General features: G+C 60.2%; 20 protein-coding genes. 10 read left to right on the top strand and 10 right to left on the bottom strand.

The genetic code is table 11. The features are described 5' to 3' along the window. Positions 1 to 44: 44 nt before the first annotated feature. Together QD336_RS15900 and gmk are read left to right on the top strand one after the other, a co-directional pair. Positions 45 to 932: a YicC/YloC family endoribonuclease gene (locus QD336_RS15900; RefSeq protein ID WP_269344041.1), complete on the top strand. Its 888-nt coding sequence runs from the start codon at positions 45 to 47 to the stop codon at positions 930 to 932. 5 nt (positions 933 to 937) lie between these two features. Continuing rightward, the gene (gmk, locus tag QD336_RS15895; protein WP_269344040.1) at positions 938 to 1,600 is read left to right on the top strand and encodes a guanylate kinase; all 663 of its coding nucleotides are present in this window, start codon (positions 938 to 940) and stop codon (positions 1,598 to 1,600) included. A 1-nt stretch (position 1,601) separates the two neighbouring features. On the opposite strand, the gene QD336_RS15890 is transcribed toward gmk, so the two are convergent. The 7 genes from QD336_RS15890 to QD336_RS15860 all read right to left on the bottom strand — a co-directional run bounded on the left by QD336_RS15890 (position 1,602) and on the right by QD336_RS15860 (position 10,059). Further along, on the bottom strand, positions 1,602 to 2,225 hold the full coding sequence (locus QD336_RS15890) for an alpha/beta hydrolase (RefSeq protein ID WP_499171334.1): 624 nt from the start codon (positions 2,223 to 2,225) through the stop codon (positions 1,602 to 1,604). Positions 2,226 to 2,297: 72 nt separating this feature from the next. Next, on the bottom strand, positions 2,298 to 3,128 hold the full coding sequence (gene rsmA / locus QD336_RS15885) for a 16S rRNA (adenine(1518)-N(6)/adenine(1519)-N(6))-dimethyltransferase RsmA (protein WP_499171333.1): 831 nt from the start codon (positions 3,126 to 3,128) through the stop codon (positions 2,298 to 2,300). Continuing rightward, positions 3,128 to 4,150, bottom strand: a complete 1,023-nt coding sequence (gene pdxA / locus QD336_RS15880) for a 4-hydroxythreonine-4-phosphate dehydrogenase PdxA (RefSeq protein WP_499171332.1) — start codon at positions 4,148 to 4,150, stop codon at positions 3,128 to 3,130. The genes rsmA and pdxA overlap by 1 nt, the downstream gene beginning before the upstream one ends. Positions 4,151 to 4,176: 26 nt before the next feature. Beyond that, positions 4,177 to 5,124 carry a SurA N-terminal domain-containing protein gene (locus QD336_RS15875; RefSeq protein ID WP_499171331.1) on the bottom strand — a complete coding sequence of 316 codons (948 nt, stop codon included), beginning with the start codon at positions 5,122 to 5,124 and terminating at the stop codon, positions 4,177 to 4,179. A gap of 299 nt (positions 5,125 to 5,423) precedes the next feature. Further along, complete coding sequence (locus QD336_RS15870; RefSeq protein WP_499171330.1) at positions 5,424 to 7,805, bottom strand: LPS-assembly protein LptD; 2,382 nt, start codon at positions 7,803 to 7,805, stop codon at positions 5,424 to 5,426. Next, positions 7,805 to 8,893 carry an LPS export ABC transporter permease LptG gene (lptG, locus tag QD336_RS15865; protein ID WP_269344032.1) on the bottom strand — a complete coding sequence of 363 codons (1,089 nt, stop codon included), beginning with the start codon at positions 8,891 to 8,893 and terminating at the stop codon, positions 7,805 to 7,807. The genes QD336_RS15870 and lptG overlap by 1 nt, the downstream gene beginning before the upstream one ends. Then, the gene (locus tag QD336_RS15860; protein WP_269344030.1) at positions 8,890 to 10,059 is read right to left on the bottom strand and encodes an LptF/LptG family permease; all 1,170 of its coding nucleotides are present in this window, start codon (positions 10,057 to 10,059) and stop codon (positions 8,890 to 8,892) included. Before QD336_RS15860 ends, lptG begins: the two co-directional genes overlap by 4 nt. A gap of 298 nt (positions 10,060 to 10,357) precedes the next feature. Here QD336_RS15860 and QD336_RS15855 point away from each other — a divergent pair, with 298 nt between their 5' ends. Further along, positions 10,358 to 11,851, top strand: a complete 1,494-nt coding sequence (locus QD336_RS15855; protein ID WP_499171329.1) for a leucyl aminopeptidase — start codon at positions 10,358 to 10,360, stop codon at positions 11,849 to 11,851. A 25-nt stretch (positions 11,852 to 11,876) separates the two neighbouring features. Then, positions 11,877 to 12,326 carry a DNA polymerase III subunit chi gene (locus QD336_RS15850; RefSeq protein ID WP_499171328.1) on the top strand — a complete coding sequence of 150 codons (450 nt, stop codon included), beginning with the start codon at positions 11,877 to 11,879 and terminating at the stop codon, positions 12,324 to 12,326. Between the two features lie 159 nt (positions 12,327 to 12,485). On the opposite strand, the gene QD336_RS15845 is transcribed toward QD336_RS15850, so the two are convergent. Beyond that, a complete protein-coding gene (locus QD336_RS15845) occupies positions 12,486 to 13,412 on the bottom strand; it encodes a Gfo/Idh/MocA family protein (protein ID WP_499171327.1) in 927 nt (308 codons plus the stop codon). Positions 13,413 to 14,050: 638 nt separating this feature from the next. On the opposite strand from QD336_RS15845, the gene QD336_RS15840 reads away from it, so the two are divergent. The 4 genes from QD336_RS15840 (at position 14,051) to QD336_RS15825 (ending at position 18,908) form a co-directional block, all read left to right on the top strand. Further along, positions 14,051 to 15,988 (top strand): EAL domain-containing protein, encoded by a 1,938-nt coding sequence (locus QD336_RS15840; RefSeq protein ID WP_499171326.1) that lies wholly within the window; start codon positions 14,051 to 14,053, stop codon positions 15,986 to 15,988. 153 nt (positions 15,989 to 16,141) lie between these two features. Then, entirely contained in the window at positions 16,142 to 17,731 is a 1,590-nt protein-coding gene (locus QD336_RS15835) for a sensor histidine kinase (RefSeq protein ID WP_499171325.1), read from the top strand. Continuing rightward, positions 17,728 to 18,336 carry a response regulator transcription factor gene (locus QD336_RS15830; protein ID WP_499171324.1) on the top strand — a complete coding sequence of 203 codons (609 nt, stop codon included), beginning with the start codon at positions 17,728 to 17,730 and terminating at the stop codon, positions 18,334 to 18,336. The genes QD336_RS15835 and QD336_RS15830 overlap by 4 nt, the downstream gene beginning before the upstream one ends. 89 nt (positions 18,337 to 18,425) lie before the next feature. Next, positions 18,426 to 18,908: a GlcG/HbpS family heme-binding protein gene (locus QD336_RS15825; RefSeq protein ID WP_499171323.1), complete on the top strand. Its 483-nt coding sequence runs from the start codon at positions 18,426 to 18,428 to the stop codon at positions 18,906 to 18,908. A 54-nt stretch (positions 18,909 to 18,962) separates the two neighbouring features. On the opposite strand, the gene QD336_RS15820 is transcribed toward QD336_RS15825, so the two are convergent. Further along, entirely contained in the window at positions 18,963 to 20,846 is a 1,884-nt protein-coding gene (locus tag QD336_RS15820) for an ABC-F family ATP-binding cassette domain-containing protein (protein WP_499171322.1), read from the bottom strand. A 69-nt stretch (positions 20,847 to 20,915) separates the two neighbouring features. Further along, a complete protein-coding gene (locus QD336_RS15815; protein WP_499171321.1) occupies positions 20,916 to 21,962 on the bottom strand; it encodes a GGDEF domain-containing protein in 1,047 nt (348 codons plus the stop codon). 259 nt (positions 21,963 to 22,221) lie between these two features. Between QD336_RS15815 and QD336_RS15810 the strand changes: the two genes are divergently transcribed. Together QD336_RS15810 and ndk are read left to right on the top strand one after the other, a co-directional pair. Further along, on the top strand, positions 22,222 to 22,917 hold the full coding sequence (locus tag QD336_RS15810; RefSeq protein WP_499171320.1) for a glutathione S-transferase family protein: 696 nt from the start codon (positions 22,222 to 22,224) through the stop codon (positions 22,915 to 22,917). A 103-nt stretch (positions 22,918 to 23,020) separates the two neighbouring features. Continuing rightward, positions 23,021 to 23,443, top strand: coding sequence for a nucleoside-diphosphate kinase (gene ndk / locus QD336_RS15805; protein WP_138795688.1), 423 nt, complete (start codon positions 23,021 to 23,023; stop codon positions 23,441 to 23,443). Positions 23,444 to 23,553: the final 110 nt, after the last annotated feature.

The raw sequence follows: 23,553 nt of genomic DNA, 5'->3' as shown, positions 1-23,553 counted from the left end.
CCACAGGGCCCGGTTTTGTACGGCATGACGGGGGGCTTCCAGATATGACATTGCAATCGATGACCGGCTTTGCGCGCAGCGAAGGGACCTCCGGCCGTTACCGCTGGGCGTGGGAATTGCGTTCGGTGAACGGCAAGGGGCTCGATGTGCGTCTGCGCCTGCCCACCGGTCTGGAGGCCTTGGAAACCGGCCTGCGGGAAATCGCCGGCGCGCGCCTTTCCCGCGGTAATGTTCAGGCCGGGCTGACGCTGGCGATTGCGGAAAACCGGCTGGAAGCTGTCATCAACCGCGATGCGCTCGCTGCGGTTCTGGCGCTCAAGAAAGAACTTGGCGATGTTGTTGACGACAAACCGCTGAGCTTCGATACCCTGCTCACGCTGCGCGGTCTGGTCGATTTTCGCGAGGCGGAAGACGATGAGGCGGCGCAGGCTGCGCGCAACGGCGATGTGCTTGCCGGTTTTGCCGTTGCCGTTGAAAAACTGAAGGATATGCGCGAGCGGGAAGGGGCTTCGCTGTTTGCCATCCTGTCCGGCCATATCAACCGCATTGAACAGCTTGTGGACATCATCGAAAACGATCCCTCCCGCCAGCCGGCGCAGATCGCGGCGCGACTTGCCCAGCAGATCGCGCTTATCGGTGAAGGCATGCACGGGCTCGACCGGGACCGCCTGCATGCCGAAGCGGCGCTGCTCGCCACCAAGGCGGATCTGCGCGAGGAGATCGACCGGCTGCGCGCCCATGTGCAGGCGTCTCGCGAGCTTTTGGAGAATGGCGGGCCGGTGGGCCGCAAGCTCGATTTTCTTGCACAGGAATTTAACCGTGAGTCGAATACAATCTGTTCCAAATCGAATGCCAGTGCGGTAACCGCAGCGGGCATAGAGCTGAAAGTGGTGATCGACCAGTTTCGCGAGCAAGTCCAAAATCTGGAGTAGACCCCATGGTCCCGGTGAATAATTCTCACGTCACGATTGCCCGCAGGGGGCTGATGCTGGTGATTTCTTCGCCATCGGGCGCGGGCAAATCCACGATCGCGCGCAACCTGCTCGAGAAAGACAAGAATATCAGCCTTTCGGTCAGCGTCACGACGCGGACACGCCGCCATAGCGAGATCGAGGGTATCCACTACCACTTCATCTCCAAGCGCGATTTCGAGCGCATGCGCGACAATGATGAATTGCTGGAATGGGCCGAAGTCCACGGCAATTTTTACGGCACGCCGCGCGAGCCGGTCGAAGCGGCTATGGCCGCCGGCCGTGACATGCTGTTCGATATCGACTGGCAGGGCGCCGAGCAGCTGCAGGACAAGATGAAGGCCGACGTCGTTTCGATTTTCATTCTGCCGCCGACCATGACCGAGTTGCAGTCACGCCTGCACCGCCGCGCCGAGGATACTGAAGAGGTCATCAAGACCCGTCTCCTCAATTCCCGTGCCGAAATCGAGCACTGGCGCGACTATGACTATGTCATCCTCAACGACGACCTGCAGGCCGCCTTCGAGGCCATTGAAGCGATCGTCAAGGCCGAACGTGTCCGTCGCGACCGCCGCCATGGCATGTTCGACTTCGTGAGGGCGTTGCTTGAGGAAGAGCCGCAGCTCTGATTTACGCGATCGGTCCTTGCGCCAGCCATTGGCGCGACAGCCGCGCGTCTGCTGCATCTTCTGCCCAGCCATGGCCCGTGTCGATCGTCTCCAGAACGACCTCCGCACCGGCTGATGACAATTGCTCGGCCAAATGCGGCGCATCGGAGGGATGACGCCGATCGTCGCGGGCGCCCGCCAGCAGGAGTATGGGATACCCTGCAAGGTTCGGAAGACGCTGTTCTTTTCTTGGTGATAATGGGCGAAGCAGAATGGCGCCTTTCGACAGATGACGGTCCTGACATATCGTTTCAGCCGCCATGATCGCGCCGTTCGAATATCCGACGAGAATGGGTCTCTGCCCCGTCTGCTGTGCCACAAAAGCAATGAAGTGGCGCAGTCTGGTTGCCTGATGTTTCAGATCGTCGAGATCTAGCAGTCTGTCGGGTGTTCTGCGAAAAAATGCGAAACCATTCTCCCAGGGAACAGCACCTCTCGGCGCATATAATACGCCCTTGGGAAAGACGGCGCGGCCAAAAGAAACGAGGTCGTCTTCCATTCGTCCAGATCCATGCAGCAAGACAATTACGCAGTCGGGCATCCCGGCGGGAATGTCGAGCCTGTAGTGAAAACCGGCACTCTCCACGCGCTTGTTCCTCTATTTGCGGGTGTCCACGAACCCGTGCCCCGTTTGGAACAGCACATTACATCGCGGAACTTACAGGCAGTTCGCCAATGTCACGAATTCCTCCACGGAGAGCGTTTCCGCCCGGCGTGTGGGGTCGATGCCCGCCTTTTCCAGCAGCGTTTCTCCACCAAGGCTCTTCACGCTCTGGCGCAGCATCTTGCGGCGCTGGCCGAAGGCGGCTTCCGTGACCTTTTCGAGCTTGCTGACATCACAGGGCAAGGGCTTGTCCTTCGGCAGCAGATGCACGACCGTCGAGGTCACTTTCGGTGGCGGGCTGAAGGCCTGCGGCGGAACGTCGAAGGCCATCTCCGAAACGGTGCGCCAGCCGGCGAGGACGCCGAGGCGGCCATAGTGATTGTCGCCTTCTTCGGCGACGATGCGCTGGCCGACTTCCTTCTGGAACATCAGCGTCATGGAAAGCCAGAAGGGCGGCCAGGCCTTCGGCAGCAGCCAGTTGACCAGCAATTGCGTGCCGACATTATAGGGCAGGTTGGCGATGATCCGCACCGGCTCACCGGCGGGAACCAGAGCCTCGAAATCGGTCTTGAGGGCATCGCCCTCGATGACTTCCAGACGTCCGGGATAGTGCGCCTCGATTTCCGCAAGAACGGGCAGGCAACGGCTGTCGCGTTCGACGGCGATGACCTTTTTCGCGCCGAGCGACAGAATGGCACGGGTGAGGCCGCCGGGGCCTGGGCCGACCTCGATCACCGTCACGCCGTCGAGTGGCCCTGCCGTGCGGGCGATCTTCTGGGTGAGGTTGAGGTCGAACAGGAAATTCTGTCCGAGCGATTTCTTCGCATCGAGCCCATGGCGCTGGATGACATCGCGTAGCGGCGGCAGTCCGTCTATGGCGGCCATTATGCGGCCACCCGGCTGCGGGCGGAAATTTCCGCCGCCATCTTCAGCGCCGCCACAAGGCTCGCTTCATTGGCAATGCCCTGGCCGGCAATGCCGAAGGCGGTCCCATGGTCGGGCGAGGTGCGGATGAAGGGCAGGCCGAGCGTGACATTGACCGAATCGTCAAAGCCGAGCGCCTTGGCCGGGATGAGCGCCTGATCGTGATACATGCACACCGCCACATCATAACGCTTGCGGGCGGCATCGTGGAACATGGTGTCGGCGGGCAGGGGCCCAAACGCGTCGATGCCATCTTTGCGCAGGCGGATTGTGGCTGGATGAACCACGTCGCGATCCTCGGTGCCGAGCGCGCCATCTTCACCGGCATGCGGATTGAGACCGGCGACAGCCAGACGCGGCGCCGCTATGCCGAATTTTTCCCGAAGGTCGGTGTCGATGATCCGGCAGGTCGTGACGATCAGCTCTTCCGTCAGGGCGGTCGGCACATCCTTTACCGGAATATGGATGGTTACCGGCACGACGCGGACCTTGGGGCCGGCAATCATCATCACCGGCGTCACCTGCCTGCCGGTCAGGCGCAGGGCAAGATCGGCCAGAAATTCCGTATGGCCCGGAAAACCGAAACCCGCTTCATAAAGCACGGATTTCGCAATCGGATTGGTAACGACAGCGGCGGCCTTGCCCTCGACCGTCAAAGACACGGCGGTCTCGATGGCCTTGATCGTCGCGTGCGCTGCGCCGACATGCGGCTGCCCTGCCTGCACCTCAAAACCGACGGGAAGGGGAAGGATGGGGAAGGCGCGGTCGAACAGGCCGACGGCGTCTTCCGTATCGCAGGTCTCGATATTGACCGGGACGCCGATCAGCGCCGCACGGCTCGCTACCACATCGGGATCGCCGATGAAGATGAAGGGCGGCACGCCGTTCTCCCGGCGTTTCGACCAGGCGGTGATGGCGATATCGGGGCCGATACCGGCTGGATCTCCCTGGGTTAGGGCAAGCGGCAGGGATGCATGTGTCACGGAAAGACCCGGCTCTCGTATCAATATCAGGTGTTGACGATCTGCGCCTTCTTGCGCAGTTCCTCGATATATTTCTTCTCGTTCGGGTTTTCACCGTCCTTGGCCTTCATCAGGTCTTCGGACTTGAACACCATTTCCGCCGCATAGTCGTCGGAAACCTGACGCTGCTTGCAGATCGCCAGATATTCGACGCCMTTTTCGGTGACGCGTGTGCCGGTGGTGCCGCCTTCCTTGGTCTTCTCAACCAGAGCCTTCCAGTCTTCCGGCAGTTCCGGCGCCAGAATACGGCCGAGATCCTTGATCGCCACATCGCGCATGGTTGCGGCGAAGCTCATGGCCTGATCGCAGCCGGGATAGCGCTTGCGCGAGGCTTCGGCCTCGGCCTTGCGCTTGCCGGTAATGGCGTTGCGCTTCGATTCCGGGATGACGAAAATGACCTGCTGCAGGAAATATTCCGTCGTCACCGGCTTTTCGCCGCGTTCCTTCAGGCGGGTGACGAGATCCTGGTTCGACATCTTGCCGCGTGCGCCATAACGGGCGTTGACGAGGCGCGGCCAGCTCATCTGCACAGCGATGAAGGCCTTGAAATGGTCGGCGCCGACACCCGCCTGCGAAAGCACCTTCGTCAATTGCTGCGGGGTCATCTTGTTGTTGCCGGCGAAGCGCGCGAAGGCCGCATCGACATCGTCGGTGCTGACCGACATTTTCACGCGGCCGATTTCCTCGCGTTTCAACGCTTCGTCGACCAGCTGTTCGCGGGCCTTTTCGTTGAGGTTGCCGGACTGGCGCTGCAGCTTCAGAAAAGCGACGCGCCTGGCAATATCATCATTGGTAATGGGGGTCTTGTTGACGACGATCTTGACCGTGCTGTCAGCAAAGGCCGGGCTTGCGGAGGGCAAGACGGCCATGGGAACGGCGAATATCGCAAAGGCGAAAGCAGCGCCACGCAAAGCCGACTTTCCGAAATTCATCATGTCCTTCTCCCTTTCGTCGGGCAGGTTTCTGTTTCCTGTCCCGCCAATCTGTTCCGCCTGATGACGGGGAATAATCCAAACCCCGCCATTTCAGACCTGCATTTGTGCATCCGCACTGCGAATTTGCCACGTATATATCATCGTGATCCGCAAAACGGCAATGTGTCGGTTTGTTGAAAGAAGCCCCGATACGGTCTCATGCCGAGCCGACACTGGCGCGTTGTTGCGGCAAAACCGTGACTTTTACTGGCCGGATTGCAAAAAGGCAGGCCACGATGCTGTGTGGTCTGCCTTTAAACTCAGTAATTGTTCGGCTTCCAGCCAATATCCATCTCGCTCCAGTCCTCATTTGCTGAACCGATGCTGACATCGCCGAGCGTGCGGAAGGCCAGGCGGGCATTGATCGACCAGTCATTGGCGGCCTGCCGGCTGGAATTGATATTGCCTTCGTCGGAATAGCTGACCGTCAGGATGGTGCACTCATCCTGATAGGCGATGCCGATACGGCGCTCTGCAGCAAATTTTCCGTTCAGATCGTAGTTGATCGAGCCGAACAGTGACCAGTTGTCGTCCATGCGCAGCGTGCCGGAAGCCTGGATGATATCGCGGTCTTCGTTATAGCCGTATTTCGGCTGCGCCTTGACCTGCGTATAGCTGAGCTTGCCGGTAAGGCGGCGGTCCGAATAGCTGATACCGGTCTCCGAGCGGTTGATGTCGAAATCGTCCTTGTCGAGACGCAGGCTCGACGACAGCGAAAGACCGATCGGCGCATCGAAAGCGGCCATGGCGACGTAGTCCGAACGGTCGGATTCGAGGCCCGAATTGGCGCCGGCATTGACGAGATCGTAGGAGGCGAAGGAATTGTCGCCCGCCAGATGGAAGGACTGGCCAGCAATGGCGCGAACGCCGTAGCCGTTGTCGAACGTACCGTTATAGCGGAAACCGATATTGGCGCGCGTGCCGCCTTCGATCCGGTCGAAACCGGAGAACTTGTCGCGTTCGAACAGATTGGTCGCGTCGAAGACGAATGCCTGCGCATCCTCGTTCGGAAGACGACCGGCATATTGTTCGTTCGGACGCACGAAAATCTGTGCAATCGGCTCGATCACGTGGCTGCTGTTGAGCGCCGTGAACAGCCAGGGATAACGCACTTCCAGACCGCCGGTGACCATGCCGCGGAAAGCCGCGCCGTCATTCATCATGCCCTCATAGGCATAGGAGGTGCCGCCTGAGGTGAAGGACGCCGGGGACATGTCCGTCCAGAGTGCGTCGCCGCGCGCGGCAAGGATCGGGGTGATCTGCAGGCCGCTATCCAGGGTGAAGGTGCGCTTCCACTCGGCTTCGGTGGAAAGGCGGGTGTAATCGCCTTCAAGCCCGCTGAAGCGCGGATAACCGCCAAGTGCGTAAGCATCCTGCTTGAGGCGCGTAATACTCGTCAGGTTGGTGGTCAGCGAAAGCTCGCCGCCATAGACCGGATCCGGCACGAAATAGCGATAGTCGACGACCGGATGGACGATCGCCTGCTTGCGTTCCTTGGATTCGGTATTGTCCGTATCCTGAACGTTGAAATAATAGCCGCGTGCTTCGAAGCTGTTCCGTTCACTGGAACCATTCAGATAAATCTGGTTGGTCTGGACGTCGCTCTTGTAACCCTTCAGCCCGTAGGTGCGCGAAAAGTTATTGTCGGTCTGCACCATGGCATCCCAGCCAAAGGCCCAGCGCGGGTTGATCGAAAAATCACCCTTGCTTGCGATCATGCCGCGATTGTCATTGAGGGCGTCGCTGGTTCCGGCCGTGAAGGTCTCGGACTTCAGCTGGCTGATGCCGGCGATCGTCACGGTATGCATGCCGGTTTCGAAACGCTGGCGCAATTCCGCCTGCAGAAGCAGACCCTGCGTCGTGTAATAGGTCGGTGTGACGGTCACGTCCGACGTGTCGGACAGAACCTGGAAATAGGGAACGCCGATGCCGAAACCGAGATTGTCGGTAATGCTCATCTGCGGGAACAGGAAACCGGACTTCCGCTTCACCGTATTGTCCGGAACCGTGAGGAACGGAATATAGGCGATCGAGCGACCGAAAAGCTGCAGGCGGGCTTTTTCCAGCCGCACCGTGTGGGTCTTGCCGTCCTGGATAACGCGCTCAGCCTTGACCTGCCACAGCGGCGCCTTTTCCGGCCGTTCGGCGCAGGGCAGACACGCGGTGTACACACCGTTGTTGAGCACCATCACGTCGCCTTCGAGACGCTCGGCGCTTTCACCCGCGATACGGGTATTGTCCGTGGTCTCGACGCGCAGGGCATTCACGAAGCCTTTGCCGAAATCGTCGGTGACGTCCATCTCGTCGGCATAGATCTTGTTGCCGCCAGGCTCGATCAACTCGATATTGCCATGGGCGATCACGCGGCCGGTCTGCTGGTTGTATTCCACTTGCTGGGCCACCATGCGGTAGCCCGAATATTTCATGCGAACTACGCCCTTTGCGATCACGCGCTGGGAATCGCGATTATAGGTCAGTTCATTTGCCGTAAGCAGGAGTTTCGAATCGTCTTGGCTTGCCGACGCAAGCAGTCCATCCTGGCCGAAAGCGACCGGGCTGGATGCCAAATACGCGCACACAGCGGCACCTGTCAGAAGGGCCGTCCAAAGCCGCCTGATATTCCCGCGGTCATATACCGCCACTAGCCGTCCTCCTGATGAAGCAGAATGGTTGCCCCCAAAGCCAACGCCACGATAACTGGAACCCAGACCGCGACGGTGGGAGGGACAACACCACCACTCCCGAATGCCCTTACGAGCACGGTTACTACATAAAGCACGAAGCCGGAAACGATTCCACCCAGAATCACGGAGCGCGATTGGGCGAAGCGGCTGAACTTTAATGAAACGGTCGCGGCGATCAAGGTCATCGCGACCAGAAGCAGGGGCGTCGATAGCAGGAAATGGTACTGCGTCTCAAGCGCCTTTGAAGATAGTCCAAAGGACTTTGCAACTTCGATCTTGTGAGAAAGGTCAAAGAAAGCAACGGTTTCCGTCTGCGTCATGCGCTCTTGGACGAATTCCCGTCTCAGATTGGTACTGATCCGCGTGCTCTCTTGCCGAACTGGCACATGTCCGGCGCGCGTTTCCGAAACGCCGTTAAGAAGCCAGTAACCATCTTCCAACTTAGCCGACTTCGCATCCTTCCGCGAGACGATGTTTCCGTCCTTGTCGATGTCGATGAGAACCACGTCGAGAAGCATCGTTCCGTTGTCTTCGAAGCTCTTGGCGCCGATGATCGTATCCTGGCCGCCGCTCGACTGGCGCATCCACGGAACGATCTCCTGCTGGCGCCCGCCGCCTGCTTCGTTGCGCAGACCGGCCTCCATGGCCAGCGACTTGTTCTGACCCCATGCGGCGATGGGGTTCAGGATGGTGACGGACAGAATGCCGATGAAAACCGCGCCGAGCACGAAGGGAAGGATGAATTGCCAGGCGGAAATGCCGGCGGCGCGGGTCACCACCAGTTCGTAGCGCCGATTGAGCGAGATCAGCGTCGTCATGCCGACGAAAAGCGCGATGAAGGGAACGGTCTGCTGCAGGATCAGCGGCAGGCGAAGCGCGGTCAGGCCGAGTGCGGCCGGCACGGAATAGCCGGGCAGGCCGGACATGCGCCGCGCGGTTTCGCTGAAATCGGCGAGATAGATGATCGAGGATACGCCGAGCACGAACCAGACGGCGGTGATCAGATAGCGCTTCAGAAAATAACGGGCGAGCGTGTTGAAGATCATGTGTTGCCGCTCCCGGAGCTTTTCGCCAGCCGGCTGGAGAAGAGGCGGCGCAGGCGGCCCATTGCATCGGCGATGGTTCTCGGCATTTTCGGCTTGCGGCCGGTCAGCAGGATGAAGGCGGCGGCACCGCCGCTGAGGCCCGGCACGGCATAGACCAGCGGAATGAAGGCCGCGCTCTGCTTGATTTGATTGGTGACGTAAAAACCGAGCCAGCGCAGCATGAAGGCCGTTACCAGCGCGGCGACCATCGGATGCAGGCGCGCCTCGCGATGCGAACGGGCGTCGGCGGCGATGACCAGCGAAATCAGCGCGAAGGAGAAGGCGAACATCCAGTCCGACAGGCGTTTGTGCAGCTCGCTGCGGAAGTTTTCCGGCGAGCGCTTGTAGCTTGCATTGTTCTCGTCGGGTGAGAGGAGGAAACCGAGGCTGGCGTCGCCGGGGGAAAGCGACGGTTCGGAATCCTGCTTTTCCGACATGGTCGAAAGGTCGAAGGCATAGGACAGGAACTTGACGATCGAGACCTTGCCGTCCGGTGTCTTCTGCTGCACTTCGCCGTCGCGCATGGTCAGCGACGTGCCGCTTTCGTCGATCATGCCTTCCTTGGCATAATAGATGAGGTCGAAATTCGGATCGCGGCGGTCAGCGACGAACAGGCCCTTGAGGATGCGGCCCTGCCGCTGGGCGATCTGCACGTAAAGACCGTCCTGAATGGTGCGGAAGGTCTTTTCCTCGATCACCGAAGACAGCAGGTCGGCATAGGCGGCGGCCACCATCTGCCGGGCGGAGCTGCGCGCAGGCGGCTCGATGAAATTGGTGATGGTGAAGGAAAGAGCGCTCAAAACCGCGGCGAGAATGAGCACCGGGCGATACATGACCGAACGCGGCGACCCGGCCGCATCGATGATGGCAAGCTCCGAGTCGTTGTTCATTGCAGTGAAGATCTGGGTGATGCCGATCACCAGCGCGAAAGGAAGCACGACGGGAATGAGCGTCGGCAGGATCATCGTCGCGAGCGCCATGAAGGAGCCCATCGACTGGCCGGTATCGGTGACGAGATTGATTCTCTGGAGAACCTGGATGGTCCAGATGATGGCCAGCACCGGCAGCAGCGCGACCAGAAACATCTGCGTTGTCCGCCGCAGGATATAGTTCTCGAGAAGCTTCATACGGCCCTGTTCGATATTGTTTTTTCGTGCGATCGCTCGCCGAATTTCCGCTTATCTAATCGCATCATTTGCAATTGGCTATTCCGGCGTGCTCACAAATATGTTTTGCGCGACGATTTTTCCACCGCCTGTGTCTTTTTGTGGAACAAGCTGTCGGTTTCATGACGTGATTTCGCATTCCACAAAAATGCCTTTCCTTTAACGACTGTAGGTCTTTAAAGAATGCAGGGTTGCGCCGGGAGCCGAAAAGGCCATGATCGGGCGCATCATGTAGGTTGTCCAGGAAGAGCAGGAAAACATGTCCGCCAAATTCGATATTTCTTTCGCCAATTCCGCCTCGCTTGAAAACGCGCTCGCCGTCGTGCTGCAGGCCTCGGGTGAGGCGCAGGCCGTCGCCGGTGCTTCCGAGGCAGACCCGGGTGGTGTGATCGCGAGGGCGGCGAAGATTTCGGGCTTTTCGGCAAAGTCCATGGCGACGCTCGACGTGATCGCGCCGCAGGGTTCCACCGCCGACCGGCTGCTCGTCGTCGGGTTGGGCAAGCCCTCCAAGCTGGTCGCGCATGACTGGCTGCGCGCCGGCGGCACCGCCGCTGCCAATTTCAGGAAAGCCGACAAGGTCGTCGTCTATCTCGATGCGCCGGGCGTCGAGGTCGGTGCTGAGGCGGCTGCGGATTTCGCACTTGGCATTTTGCTGCGCGCCTATAGCTTCGATGCCTATAAGACCAAAAAGAAGTCCGACGATGAAAAGACGCCGAAGAAGGTCGATGTCGTCATCGTAACCGCCGCCCATCAGGAAGCCGAAAAGGCCTTTGCCGTTTCCGAAGCTGTCGCAGGCGGCGTGATTCTGGCGCGCGATCTCGTCAACCTGCCGCCGAACGTTCTCGGCCCCGTCGAATTCGCCGAAAAAGCCGAAGAGCTGCGCAAGCTCGGCGTCGATGTTGAAATTCTCGGTGAGAAGGAGCTGAAGAAGCTCGGCATGAACGCGCTTCTCGGCGTGGCGCAGGGCTCGGCCCGTCCGCCCCGGCTTGCGGTGATGCAGTGGAACGGCGGCAACAAGAAGGACGAGCCGATCGCCTTTGTCGGCAAGGGCGTCGTTTTCGATACCGGCGGCATTTCGCTGAAGCCTGGCCTCAATATGGAAGACATGAAGGGCGACATGGGCGGAGCTGCCGCCGTGACCGGCCTGATGCATGTGCTCGCCGCCCGCAAGGCCAAGGCGAATGTGATCGGCGTCATCGGCCTTGTCGAAAACATGCCGGATGGTAACGCCCAGCGCCCCGGCGACATCGTCACCTCCATGTCCGGCCAGACCATCGAGATCATCAATACCGATGCCGAAGGCCGGCTGGTTCTGGCCGATGCGCTCTGGTACACCAAGGATCGCTTCAACCCGAAATTCATGGTGAACCTCGCTACGCTGACAGGCGCGATCACTGTTGCGCTCGGCAATCTTCAGGCCGGGCTTTTCTCCAATGACGATGAGCTGGCGGCGCGTCTTGCGCAGGCGGGCGATGTGACGGCGGAAAAGCTTTGGCGCATGCCGCTCGGCAAGGATTACGACAAGATCATCGATTCCAAATTCGCCGACATGAAGAACAGCTCCGGCCGCCTGGCGGGTTCCGTCACCGCCGCGCAGTTCCTCAAACGCTTTGTTGGCGAGACGTCGTGGGCGCATCTCGATATCGCCGGAACCGCCATGGGGTCGCCGCTGACCGAGATCAACCAGTCCTGGGGATCGGGTTATGGCGTGCGTCTGCTGAACGAACTCGTTCGTGCCCATTACGAAGATTGAAGAAAGCGGAGCGGCACGTCTGCGGATGACTGAAATTCTGTTCTACCATCTGACGGAATCGAAGCTGGAGGATGCGCTGCCGCCTTTGCTMGAGAAATCGCTGGAACGCGGCTGGAAAGTCGCGATCCAGACGGTGGATGAGGAGCGCCGCGATTTCCTCGACTCGCATCTGTGGACCTTTCGCGACGACAGTTTCCTGCCGCACGCCACGGACGCCTCTCCGGCACCGCAAAACCAGCGGATTCTTCTGACGGCATCGGATGAGAACGGCAATGCCGCGAATGTGCGCTTTCTGGTCGATGGCGCCGAGCCGCCGGCGGTGGAGGCCTATGAGCGCGTCGTGTTCATGTTCGACGGATACGACGCCTACCAGCTGGAAATGGCGCGTAACCATTGGAAAAGGCTGAAGACGGAGGGGCATTCCCTGACCTATTGGCAGCAGTCTCCTGAAGGCCGCTGGCAGAAAAAGGCCTGATTGGCCCATGTGGCGTCAATTACCGGTTTTCGCATCCGGGGTCTGGGAAAGCCCGAAGGGTCTCGGCGGCGCGGTTTGAATCAGGCCAAAAAATCAGGGCGCGACCGTTTCATCAGTCGCGCCCTTTGAGGCTTGTGTTTTGGCAAGCGCTGCGGCTGCTCAGTCGTAGAAGGAATCCACGAATTTGTGGCGGCCGAGCAGGAAGGCGTCGGCCACATGGGTGAGCGGCGCAAGATCGACGTCGGAGCGGCCGGCCTTGATGATCTCGGCAAAACGCTCGTAAAGGGACGGATATTCCCGTTCCGGCTCGGACAGCTTTTCCTCGCCGTTGATCGAGAGCTTTGCGCCGCCTTCCGAAAGCACCATTCGTCCCGCTGCCGTTTCGGCAACGATGTCCCAGCTCTGCTTGCCGGTCTGGCGCCAGTCGAATTCGGCGTGGACGGGCATTTTCGTCACGTCGGAAAAATGCAGGTCGGCGGCAATCGGGGCGTCGCGGTTTTCCGGGAATTCCAGCGTCGCCTTGGTCAGGAACAGCGCGCGCGGCAGGATGTGGGTGATGATCGAGAGCGCATTGATGCCGGGATCGAACACGCCGAGGCCGCCTGCCTGCCAGATCCAGGCCTGGTTCGGGTGCCAATGGCGCACGTCTTCTTTCCAGATCACATGCACGCTGTCGATTTTCGTCGAGGCGAGAAAGGCTTTTGCGGCTTCTACTCCGGGAGCATAACGGGAATGCCAGCTGGCGAACAGCGAAAGGCCCTTCGAATCCGCGAGACGAACGAGATCCTGCACTTCAGAAAGCGTCGCGCCCGGCGGCTTTTCGAGGAAGACATGCTTGCCGGCATTCAGTGCCGCATAAGCCGCCTCGTAACGATATTGCGGCGGCATGCACAGAGAAACCGCGTTGATTTGCGGCTCCGCCGCAAGCATCGTCTCGATGGTGCCATAGGAAGCGACGCCATCCACGGTGCCGTGACGGCTCGCGGTGCAGATCAATTCAAAATCCGGATTGCCTGCGATGGCGGGAAGATGCTGGTCGCGAACGATTTTTCCGACGCCGACAATGGCAAGCTTGGTGGCTGACATGGAGAGGAACCCGTTTGAGTGCTGCATGATGGGATAAAGTGTGATTTTTACAAGTTTTTAGCAGAAACGCTCGAAGGAGCAAGGCAATCGTCCCTGTGCGGGGCGTCTTTTTTCAAGCTGTAACTTTATAAGAAAAATTCCGTAATTATTGTTTATTTATCAGGTGATATCTGGATTCTGCAAATATTTTCCGGAATTTGAAGTTTTATTTTTGATTTTAACGGTTTTAATATTGGTTTCAACGAGGTATGTTCTGTGAACATTCGATAACAATATTGCATTTCACTGAAATGAATTTTTGAAAAGCAGGTCTATGATGGTTCTGTTTGAAGATGGCCGTTTTCCGGCTTCGTTCAAAAAGCCAATGAAAGCAGGCATCAATTCGCTGTCGATGGCTTGATTTTCGCGCCGCTCTCCGCAGCCTTTGCCTGCCCGTTGGCGCGGCGCTGATGCCTGCCGCCGGACATATAGCGGGATGTTGCGGATCGGCCAAGGTCGTCGGCGTCGAAACGCGGTGTCGCTCCAGGGCATGCAAAGCTTGGAAAACCGAAGACCTGACGATGTGCTATAGTTCTGTCCTGCGCAGGCGATACGCCGGAGATCCGGCGCCATAATAAATAATAACCGGGGATTTGCAGATGATGGAATTGATCGCCGCCCAGGCGGCAGCCTCCGCCGCCGAGCTTCCATTCCTGCTGCTCCAGGCCGCCGCCGTCGTCGGCATGATATCCGTGCTGATCCTTCTGCGGCGCAATATCGCTTTGGAAGACCCGCGCTATAAAATCTACTTCGGCATCGTGTTCGGAGTGGCCGGTTTTCTGCTGACGTCGCTGGTGTCCGAATTCATCAAGCTGCCCTCCAAGCCCTATATCCGTTCCGACCTGCTTTTTCTGGCCGGCGTTTTGGGGTCCTGGCAAGGCGGTTTGATAAGTCTGGCATTCGTTTCCGCCGGGCGTTTTCTGTTCGGTGGTCCGGCCCTCTTCGGGGCCGCCTTTCTGGATATGTGCATCATCTCCGCATTCGGGATAATGATGTATGGCTGGATGCGCAGGCGCAGCTTGACCGAGATCGGTGTCCGGGAAGTCGCCGGAGTATTCTCGATCAGGGTCTTTGCAGTGTTGTGCGCCGTTTCCGTGACCTACAGTCTCGGCATGATCAATCAGGAACTGTTCCTCAGCAATGTCGGGCGGCGCATCTTCGGCTCGATTGTCGGCTTGCCGATGATCGTCTGCCTGTTCGTCCTGCTGCGCAGCGAGGCGCGGGGGCGCGAACAGGACAAAAAACGCGATGCCGCGGCGCGGACGGACCCACTGACGGGCCTGCCCAACCGCCGTGCCCTCAAGGACCACATAGAAACAACCATGCGGCATGATCCGACCGTTCCGCACGCTCTCGTTCTGATCGAAATCGTCAATATCGCCGATGTCGCCGCCTGCGAGGGTGAGGATTGGGGCGATCTTTTCTGGCCGCGGCTGGCGCAGGAGGTCTGCGACGGTAACAACGGTCTGCTGTCGAGTTCCAACGCGCCCAGCAGCTTCATGTTCGGCGATACGACGCTTGCGGTCGTCATTCAGGGGATTTCACTGGAGAAGTCGGAAAGCGCACGACTGATGATGCGCCTGCATGACGGGCTGAGCGCCTTTTCCCGAACGACGGAGGCGGGACCGGTTCCACACCTCAAGATCGGCGCGGCGAATCTCGACCGGCTTTCCCGGCAGAACGTCGCCTCCTTCCTCCGGCATCTCAGCCTGGCGCTGAAAGGCAGCGACAATCCGGTGCAGATTTTCCCCTTTTCCTTCGCCGAGAAAGCGACACGGGATGAGGGTGTGCGGCAGATGCTGGTCACCTGGATCAAATCCGGCAGCCCGCCCATCCACTACCAGCCGAAATTTGAAATGCACAATCGCCGTATGATCGGCGCTGAAGCGCTTTTGCGCGCGGTCGACGCGCGCGGGCAGAGGCTTTCACCCTATTATGTGCTGGAGATCGCCGAACGTCACCGGCTGCTGGTGGAGTTTGAATGGTCGACGATCGATGCCGTCGTCCGTGACCTGCGCGAACTGCGCAGCCTCGATCCGGATTTTCACCTGGCGGTGAATATTTCCGCCTCGTCTTTTGCGACCGCGTATTTCGGAGACCGGGTGGTGGCGTTCCTGCGGGAGATGGCGGTGCCCGCGCATCGCCTGTCGATCGAGGTGACGGAGATGAGCAGGATGCCGACCATCGATGTCGTGCAGCAGAATTTCGATACGCTGGTCGCCGCCGGTGTGCGGCTGGCGCTGGATGATTTCGGCACCGGTTATGCCGCGCTCACCCTGCTGGCGCGGTTCCCGTTCGAAGAGGTCAAGATCGATCACTGGATGACATCCCGGCTCGGTCAGTCGCGGTTCCGGGAGGCCATCGCGCTCGCCTTCGAAAGCGCGGAACGCTATGGCGCCAAGCTGGTGACGGAAGGCATAGAAACGGAGGAGCAGAGCCGGCTTCTCATGCAGATGGGCATCCGCTTCGGACAGGGTTATCTTTATTCGCCCGCCGTGCCGCTGGAGCGGTTGCGGCCCCGCAGGGAGTGCGCCTAGCACGCCGGGACCGAAGGCATTGTCTCAGCGAACCAATGGCGCCGGGAAGGAAATTCGGCCATGCCGGATTGAATGTTTCCGCGGCCTGTGCTGAGAAAAGTCCTTTGACGAACCAATGTTGCGACCGCCTTTTCCGGTCGCGCGAGCGAGCCGATGCCTGAAAACGACGACGCATGGAGTGACATGCCCGGAAAGCCGGCTCAGCACTTGCCGGGTGGCCCGCGCCCGCTGGCGGCATGGTCCCTGCCCAGGGTGGTTCTAGCCTGGGCGCTGCTCATGGCAGCCGTCATTGCCGCTCTGGCCGCTTACCATTATGTCAGCCTGCTTGGCGAACTGGAGCGGCAGAGCGACGCGCTGCGGGCTGAGGTATCGCGCCGGGCCGACCAGCATGACGCCCATGTCACCGCGCTTTCGGCGGTGGCGCAGGCGGAGCAGGGGGCGGATTACGGCCTGTTGCTCGACGTTGCCGCTCCCATTCTGCAATTTTATCCGCGCATCGATGAGCTTCAATTGGTGTCCCTCAACGATGGAGGCCCCGTGATCGGCACCCGGCCTCTGGAAAACGAACTGGCTGGGGTGATCCGCAAGGCGGCATCGGTGTTTTCCGGCCGGCCGGCCTTGGTAGCGAGCGCCTTGAGGCCCGGGCATTACATGATCGTCAAGCGCAGCCCCAACAGCGAGACGGCATCGAAGGTTCTGGTTCTTGCCATCGACGCGGCGCAGCTTCTGGCGTCCGATGCTCCGTTCTGGTTGTCGAAACAGGCGGTGATCCGCCTGAAAATGCCGGATGGAACCATATTGTTCGGTCCGCCGACGGTGCCGGAAAAGCCGCAATATGTCCGGCAGCTGAGCAGCGCCACGCAACCGCTGCTTCTCGAGGCCGCCCTTTCGATCACCTGGCGGGATCTTTTGCCGGGTCGCGCCCTGCTGGCGGGAATGGCCGGCTCCACCGTCGTTTTCCTGATCGGCATGGTAATGGCGAAGCAGAGGACGCGCATGCGCGCCGCCGAAAGGCGGGCCGAGCTGAGCGGCATGGAGGCAAGGCTCACCCATGCCTCGCGGGTCAATGCGCTGGGCGAGATGGCGAGCGGTCTGGCGCATGAGCTGACCCAGCCTCTGACGGCGATATTGGCGCAGGCGCAGGCTGGCCGACGGTTGCTAGCGCGCCAGGATACCGCTGCCCTTTCCGGCGCTCTGGATGACATGATCGATCAGGCGCGAAGTGCCGCCAGCATGCTCGTGCGGTTTCGCAACTGGTCGCTGCCGCACCGTCAGCCCGCCGCCGCGCATGACCTGCGTGCCGCTCTGCGCAATGTCGATGCGCTGCTTGCCGGCGAGGCGGCACGGCACGAGGCGAGTATCGATATCGCCATGCCGGAGACGGCGCTTCCGGTGCGGGCCGATCCGGTGGAAATGGAGCAGGTGATGTTCAATCTGCTGCGCAACGCGCTCGATGCGCTCGCAGCCGTTGAAGGCAGGAAAGCCATTACCGCCACATTGAGCCGCGACGGCGATTTTGCGGTATTCGACGTGGCCGACAACGGCCCCGGCGTCGCACCGGATTTGCGCGCCCGCCTGTTTACGCCTTTCGCGACCACGAAAAAGGACGGCATGGGTCTGGGACTTGCCCTCAGCCAGCGGCTGGTGGAGCGCGCCGGCGGCGAAATCCTTTATGTCGAGAATGAGAATGGCGCGCTTTTCCGCGTCATCCTGCCCGTCGCGGCGGAGGCGCGAAACCCATGACGCTGCCCGTCTATCTTGTCGATGACGATGACGCCGTGCGCAAGGCGCTGATATTGCTGCTGTCCACCGTTGGCATCAAGGCGAAGGGCTTTGCCGATCCGGTGGTTTTTCTCGGCCAGCTTTCCGGTCTCGAGCCGGGTTGCCTCATTCTCGATATCCGCATGCCGGCCATCACCGGATTGAAGCTGCAGGAAAAGCTGGCGGAGGAGGGCGTCGACTGGCCGGTCATCATCATTTCCGGGCATGGCAATATCGAAGCCTGCCGCCGTGCCTTTCACAATGGCGCGGTGGATTTTCTCTCCAAGCCCGTGGATGAGCAGGATCTCATCGACGCAATCCAGAAAGCGCACGGGATATTGGCCCGCACGCTCGACGCGAAAGCGCTGCATGCCGAGACGAGGGCGCTGTTGGCGCAGCTGACAGCGCGCGAGCGTGAAATCCTCGAACGTATCGCGCTCGGTTTCACCACGCGCCAGATCGCCGATGGGCTCGTCCTGTCGCCGCGCACGGTGGATAGCCACCGCGCCGCCATCGGCCTCAAGCTCGGCACCACCTCGCAGGCGGAAATGACGCGGTTGTGGCTGGAGGCCGGCGCGGATCAGTAGAACTACCGAGCGGCCGGCAAATCTTACGGATTCGCAGCCCCGCGCCATCCGCCTAAGCTGGGGTCCTCATCAAGCAAGAGGACCTTTTCATGATCCGCAACCTTCTCATCGTTTCCGCCCTGATCGCTCCTTCGGCCGCATTGGCGCAGACGCTGCCGACCGCGCCCTATCTACCGCTCGAAATGGCGGAAAAGGCTGCCAAGGCTGCGTTGCAGGCCTGCTCCGCCAAGGGTAATGCCGTCACCGTTGCCATCGTCACCCGCGATGGCGCCACCAAGACGGTGCTGAAGGCGGACGGTTCCGGCCCGCACACCGTCTCCAGCGCAACCGGCAAGGCTTTTGCGGCCGCATCGCTCGGACGTGACATCGGCGAGATCGCGGATTTCATCGCCTCCAAGCCGGCCAATGATGGCCTTCGCGATATGGATGAGCGCATGGTCATCCAGGCCGGCGGCCTGCCGATCAAGATCGGCGATGCGCTGGTCGGTGGCATCGGCGTCGGCGGCGCACCGTCGGGCGCGATCGACGCCGAATGCGCCCGCGAAGGCCTCAGCGCCATCAGCGCAAAGTAAGCATCAGAAAACAGGGGTCGGCGGCTTCCAGCCGCCGGCCCCTCCGGTCATGCATCAGGACGCCATCGCGTCCTCGTATTCGCTCGAAAGCAGCAGCCATTGCTCCTCGGCGTCCGAGAGCTTGCTGGCGGCCTCGCCGCGCTCCTTCACTTTCAGCGCGGCCTTGGCGGGCGCTTTTTCGTATAGAGCAGGGTCCGCCAGTTCCTTGTCGAGCGACTGAATCACTTTCTCAAGCTTTGCCGTTAGGGATTCGATTTCGTTGATCTTTTTCTTGAGCGGCGCCAGCTGGGCGCGCTTTTCCGCATTGGCCTTGCGCTGGTCAGCCTTCGAGGCTTGATCGTTGGCCGCCTCTGCCTTGTCCTCCTTCTTCCTGCCGGAGGAAACGACGAGATCGCGATATTCCTCCATGTCGCCTTCGAAGGTCTTGACCGTGCCGTCAGCCACCAGCCACAGCCGATCCACCGTCGCCTCGATCAGGTGGCGATCGTGCGAGATGAGGATGACCGCGCCGCTATAATCGTTCAGCGCCTCGATCAGCGCCCGGCGGCTGTCGATGTCGAGATGGTTGGTCGGTTCGTCGAGGATCAGCAGGTTCGGCGCGTGGAAGGCCGCAAGTCCCATCAGCAGCCGGGCTTTTTCGCCACCGGACAAGTCCTTCGCCGCCGTCGCCATTTTTTCCGTCGCTAGACCCATCTGCGCCACGCGGGCACGCACCTGCGCTTCCGGCGCCAGCGGCATCAGCTTGCGCACGTGTTCGACCGGCGTTTCATCCGGCACGAGGTCATCGAGCTGATGCTGCGCGAAGAAGCCGATCTTGAGGCCCGGGGCGACACGGAGATCGCCCGCCTGCGGCGCAAGCCGGCCGGAGATGAACTTCGCGAAGGTCGATTTGCCGTTGCCGTTCGAGCCGAGCAGCGCGATGCGGTCGTCATTGTCAATCCTGAGATTGAGCTGCTTCAGGATGGATTTGCCGGGCTCGTAACCGACCGCGCCGCCATTGATGGCGACGATGGGGGAGGCGGGCTGCTTTTCCGGCTCGGGAAATGTGATCGGCTGGACATGGTCCTCGATCACGGCGGCAACGGTGCCCATGCGCTCCAGCGCCTTGATGCGGCTCTGCGCCTGCCGTGCCTTGGTGGCCTTGGCGCGGAAGCGGTCGATGAAGCTTTGCAGGTGCTTGCGCGCGGCGTCGTTCTTCGCCTTCGCCTTCATCTGCAATTCGTCGGCCTCGGCCTTCTGCCGCTCGAACTGGTCGTAACCGCCGCGGTAGAAGGTCAGCTTCTTCTGGTCGAGATGCACGATGGAGTTGACAGCGTTGTTGAGAAGATCGCGGTCGTGGCTGATGATGATGACGGTGTGCGGATAACGCCGGATATAATCTTCCAGCCAGAGTGTGCCTTCGAGGTCGAGATAGTTGGTCGGCTCGTCGAGCAGCAAAAGGTCGGGTTCGGCAAACAGCACCGAGGCGAGCGCCACGCGCATGCGCCAGCCGCCGGAGAAGGAGGAGGCGGGGCGAAGCTGCGCCTCGTGACCAAAACCGAGGCCGGCAAGAATGCTCGAGGCGCGCGCTTCGGCCGAATGGGCGTCGATATCGACAAGCCGCATCTGGATTTCGGCGATCCGGTGTGGATCGGTCGCGGTTTCCGCTTCCGCCAGAAGCGCGCTGCGCTCCTTGTCGGCGGCAAGCACGATGGAAATCAGTGATTCCTCCGTGCCCGGCGCTTCCTGCGCCACCTGGCCGATGCGAGCGAGTTTCGGGATTGTCACCGAACCGCTTTCCGCCGCCAGATCGCCGGTGATGACCCGGAACAGGGTGGATTTGCCGGCGCCGTTGCGGCCGACGAGACCCGCCTTCACACCGGCGGGAAGCGTCACGCTGGCATGGTCAAGAAGCAGACGCCCGGCAATGCGGGCGGAAAGATCGGTAATCGTAATCATGGCGCCGTTTTGGCCGAACTGTCTGGCCAAGGCAAGAGCGCCCGCGCCACACCATGAGAGAATGCTGCCTCACGCGCCGAGTTGAGCCAGATAGCTGCTGCGGCTGTGCTGTGCCACGTCCCGCGAATAACCGATAACGCAGTTGCGCGTGCCGCAGCGGGCGGAAAGCAGGGCGAGTTCGGCATGGCCGAAAAATTCGGCGGGCGTGGTGGTGCCATCCACCTCCGCGACGCCGATCGACACCGTCAGATGCTCGCCGTCACCGCCGCTGGTCGCAAAGCGCAGTGCCTCCACGCTTTGCCGCAGCCGCTCGGCAATCGCCTCGGCCGTATTCTGCGGCACGCCGGCAAACAGAAAGGCGAATTCATCGCCACCGATACGGGCGACGAAATCGTCCTTCTTGATGGTCTTGCGAAACAGGGCGGCGAGCCTTCTAAGCGCCTTGTTGCCGGCGGAAGAGCCATATTTGCCGTTGATTTCCCGGAAATGATCGATGTCGATCAGCACCAGCGAGGTGGCGGATGCCGCCCGGTCCTTCGCAAACAGGGCGCCGAGCTTTTCAAGAAAGGCGGCCCGGTTGGGAAGCGCCGTCAGGCTGTCGCGCAGCGAGGCGGCCTGAAGCTCCGTCCGGTTTCGTTCAACTTCGCGGATTTTCACCAGCCCCATGGCGATGAAATGCCGAAGGCTCGTCTGTTCCTCGTGAATATCGCCCAGCAGCTCCACGAAACGCTCCGTTGCGGGCGGCTCGCCATCCCCGTCCTGCTGAAGGCTGTCCATGAAAGTCTCAGTGCGCTGAAGGCTTGCATCCAGCCGCGCGGAAATCCGCGTCAGCGTCTCGAAGGCCTCGCTTGCCATCTGTTCGGCCTCGATCCGGGAAAAGCCGGGCAGATTGTGCCGCTGGCCGATGAGGTCGATTTCATGCTGCTGCGGGGCGTTGCCAAGTGCAAGGATATCACGGCCCATGGCCGGGTTATGTCCCGACAATATTTCATAGATCAGTTCGTAATTGCGCGGCAGCGGCGCAATATTCATCTTGGCGATGAACTGCGTGATTTTGGTAACGACAAGAGCACCTCTTGCCTGTTCACGTTTTTTATCGCCCGCCGATGTCGTCACTGACAGCCCCATACGAATAGAATATTATGAATTGATCGGCGATTACCGATTGTTGAATGACGCTATTCTTACAAGTAACGGTTTAAAATAGACTGAATCCGCAAAGATTTTTGGCCCCGTGAAAGGGTAAATTTCTGCCGCAGCCGCGTATGCGGGTCGGTGGCCGTTCCTTGATCGATTGCATGACAAATCCTGATTTGATTTCATGCGGTGGCCGTTCTTAATATCGCTCATCGATGTTGCAGAAGAAGGGCAGCCCATGACGAATTCCAGAACGCTTTATTCGCTGTGCGGAAGCGATATTTCCCGGCCTTTTTCTCCCCATTGCTGGAAAACCGTGCTTTCGCTGGCCCATAAAGGGCTGGATTTCGAAGAGCGTCCCTTGCCCTTCACGGTGATCCCGACGGTGGAGGATGGGTTTTCGAAGACCGTGCCGATCCTGCGCGATGGCGACCAGCTGGTGAGCGACAGTTTCGAAATCGCGCTTTATCTTGACGAGGCTTACCCGGAACGGCCGTCGCTGTTTGACGGGGAGGGCGGCAAGGCGATGGCCCGTTTTGTCGAAAGCTGGTCGCAGACGGTGCTTCACCCGGCCATCGTCCGCATTGCCGTGCTTGATATCCACAATATGCTGGACGAGCCCGATCGCCGTTATTTCCGCGAAAGCCGGACGAAGGCGCTCGGCCGCCCGCTTGAGGAGGTGGTGGCCAACCGCGAGACGGAAATCGCCGCCTTTCCCGCATTGCTGGCACCGATCCGTCGCATGCTGAACTTCCAGCCCTTTATCGGCGGCACATCGCCGCTCTTTGCGGATTACATCGTGTTCGGCGCGCTGCAATGGGCGCGGATCACCACCGGGGCCGATCTGTTTGCCGATAATGACCCGGTGCTGGACTGGTTCGAAGGCTGCCTCGATCTCTACGATGCAAGAGGCCGCAGTGTGACAGCGGCGTGAAATGTCTGCCGTGATCATCGCAATCTCGTTGATCCCCCTTGTTTTCGGGCTTTTGGGCGGGTAAAGACCGCCCACTTTCTCTGAAGGAAAAGGAAACGGACACATGGCGATTGAACGCACATTTTCGATGATCAAGCCGGACGCAACCAAGCGTAACCTCACGGGCGCGATCACCAAGGTATTTGAAGACAACGGCCTGCGCGTCATCGCGTCCAAGCGCGTCTGGATGAGCAAGCGCGAAGCCGAAGGCTTCTACGCCGTTCACAAAGAGCGCCCCTTCTTCGGCGAACTCGTTGAAGGCATGACCTCCGGCCCGACCATCGTTCAGGTTCTGGAAGGCGAAAACGCCATCCTCAAGAACCGCGAAATCATGGGCGCCACCAACCCGGCCCAGGCCGCTGAAGGCACCATCCGCAAGACCTTCGCGCTTTCCATCGGCGAAAACTCCGTTCACGGTTCCGACGCTCCGGAAACCGCTGTACAGGAAATCGCCTACTGGTTCGCCGAAACCGAAATCGTCGGCTGATTCAAAATCTCAACGGCTTGAATCGCTGTGTCAGGTGATTGGCTGAGGCCGTTGAAAAGACTCGAAGAAACGGAGCCGAAAGGCTCCGTTTTTTGTTGAGGTGCGGTGAA

It is taken from the genome of Rhizobium sp. BR 250, from assembly GCF_047445855.1.
In the GTDB taxonomy this organism is placed as follows: domain Bacteria; phylum Pseudomonadota; class Alphaproteobacteria; order Rhizobiales; family Rhizobiaceae; genus Agrobacterium; species Agrobacterium tumefaciens_I.
Note: the sequence above shows the minus strand (reverse complement) of the source record. Positions and strands in the feature narration are given on the sequence as shown.

Coding starts and splice junctions, on each gene's coding strand:
- QD336_RS15900 (WP_269344041.1), top strand. CDS start 45: ATGACATTGCAATCGATGACCGGCTTTGCGCGCAGCGAAGGGACCTCC.
- gmk (WP_269344040.1), top strand. CDS start 938: ATGGTCCCGGTGAATAATTCTCACGTCACGATTGCCCGCAGGGGGCTG.
- rsmA (WP_499171333.1), bottom strand. CDS start 3,128: ATGGCCGCCATAGACGGACTGCCGCCGCTACGCGATGTCATCCAGCGC.
- lptG (WP_269344032.1), bottom strand. CDS start 8,893: ATGATCTTCAACACGCTCGCCCGTTATTTTCTGAAGCGCTATCTGATC.
- QD336_RS15860 (WP_269344030.1), bottom strand. CDS start 10,059: ATGAAGCTTCTCGAGAACTATATCCTGCGGCGGACAACGCAGATGTTT.
- QD336_RS15855 (WP_499171329.1), top strand. CDS start 10,358: ATGTCCGCCAAATTCGATATTTCTTTCGCCAATTCCGCCTCGCTTGAA.
- QD336_RS15845 (WP_499171327.1), bottom strand. CDS start 13,412: ATGTCAGCCACCAAGCTTGCCATTGTCGGCGTCGGAAAAATCGTTCGC.
- QD336_RS15840 (WP_499171326.1), top strand. CDS start 14,051: ATGATGGAATTGATCGCCGCCCAGGCGGCAGCCTCCGCCGCCGAGCTT.
- QD336_RS15835 (WP_499171325.1), top strand. CDS start 16,142: ATGCCTGAAAACGACGACGCATGGAGTGACATGCCCGGAAAGCCGGCT.
- QD336_RS15830 (WP_499171324.1), top strand. CDS start 17,728: ATGACGCTGCCCGTCTATCTTGTCGATGACGATGACGCCGTGCGCAAG.
- QD336_RS15825 (WP_499171323.1), top strand. CDS start 18,426: ATGATCCGCAACCTTCTCATCGTTTCCGCCCTGATCGCTCCTTCGGCC.
- QD336_RS15820 (WP_499171322.1), bottom strand. CDS start 20,846: ATGATTACGATTACCGATCTTTCCGCCCGCATTGCCGGGCGTCTGCTT.
- QD336_RS15810 (WP_499171320.1), top strand. CDS start 22,222: ATGACGAATTCCAGAACGCTTTATTCGCTGTGCGGAAGCGATATTTCC.
- ndk (WP_138795688.1), top strand. CDS start 23,021: ATGGCGATTGAACGCACATTTTCGATGATCAAGCCGGACGCAACCAAG.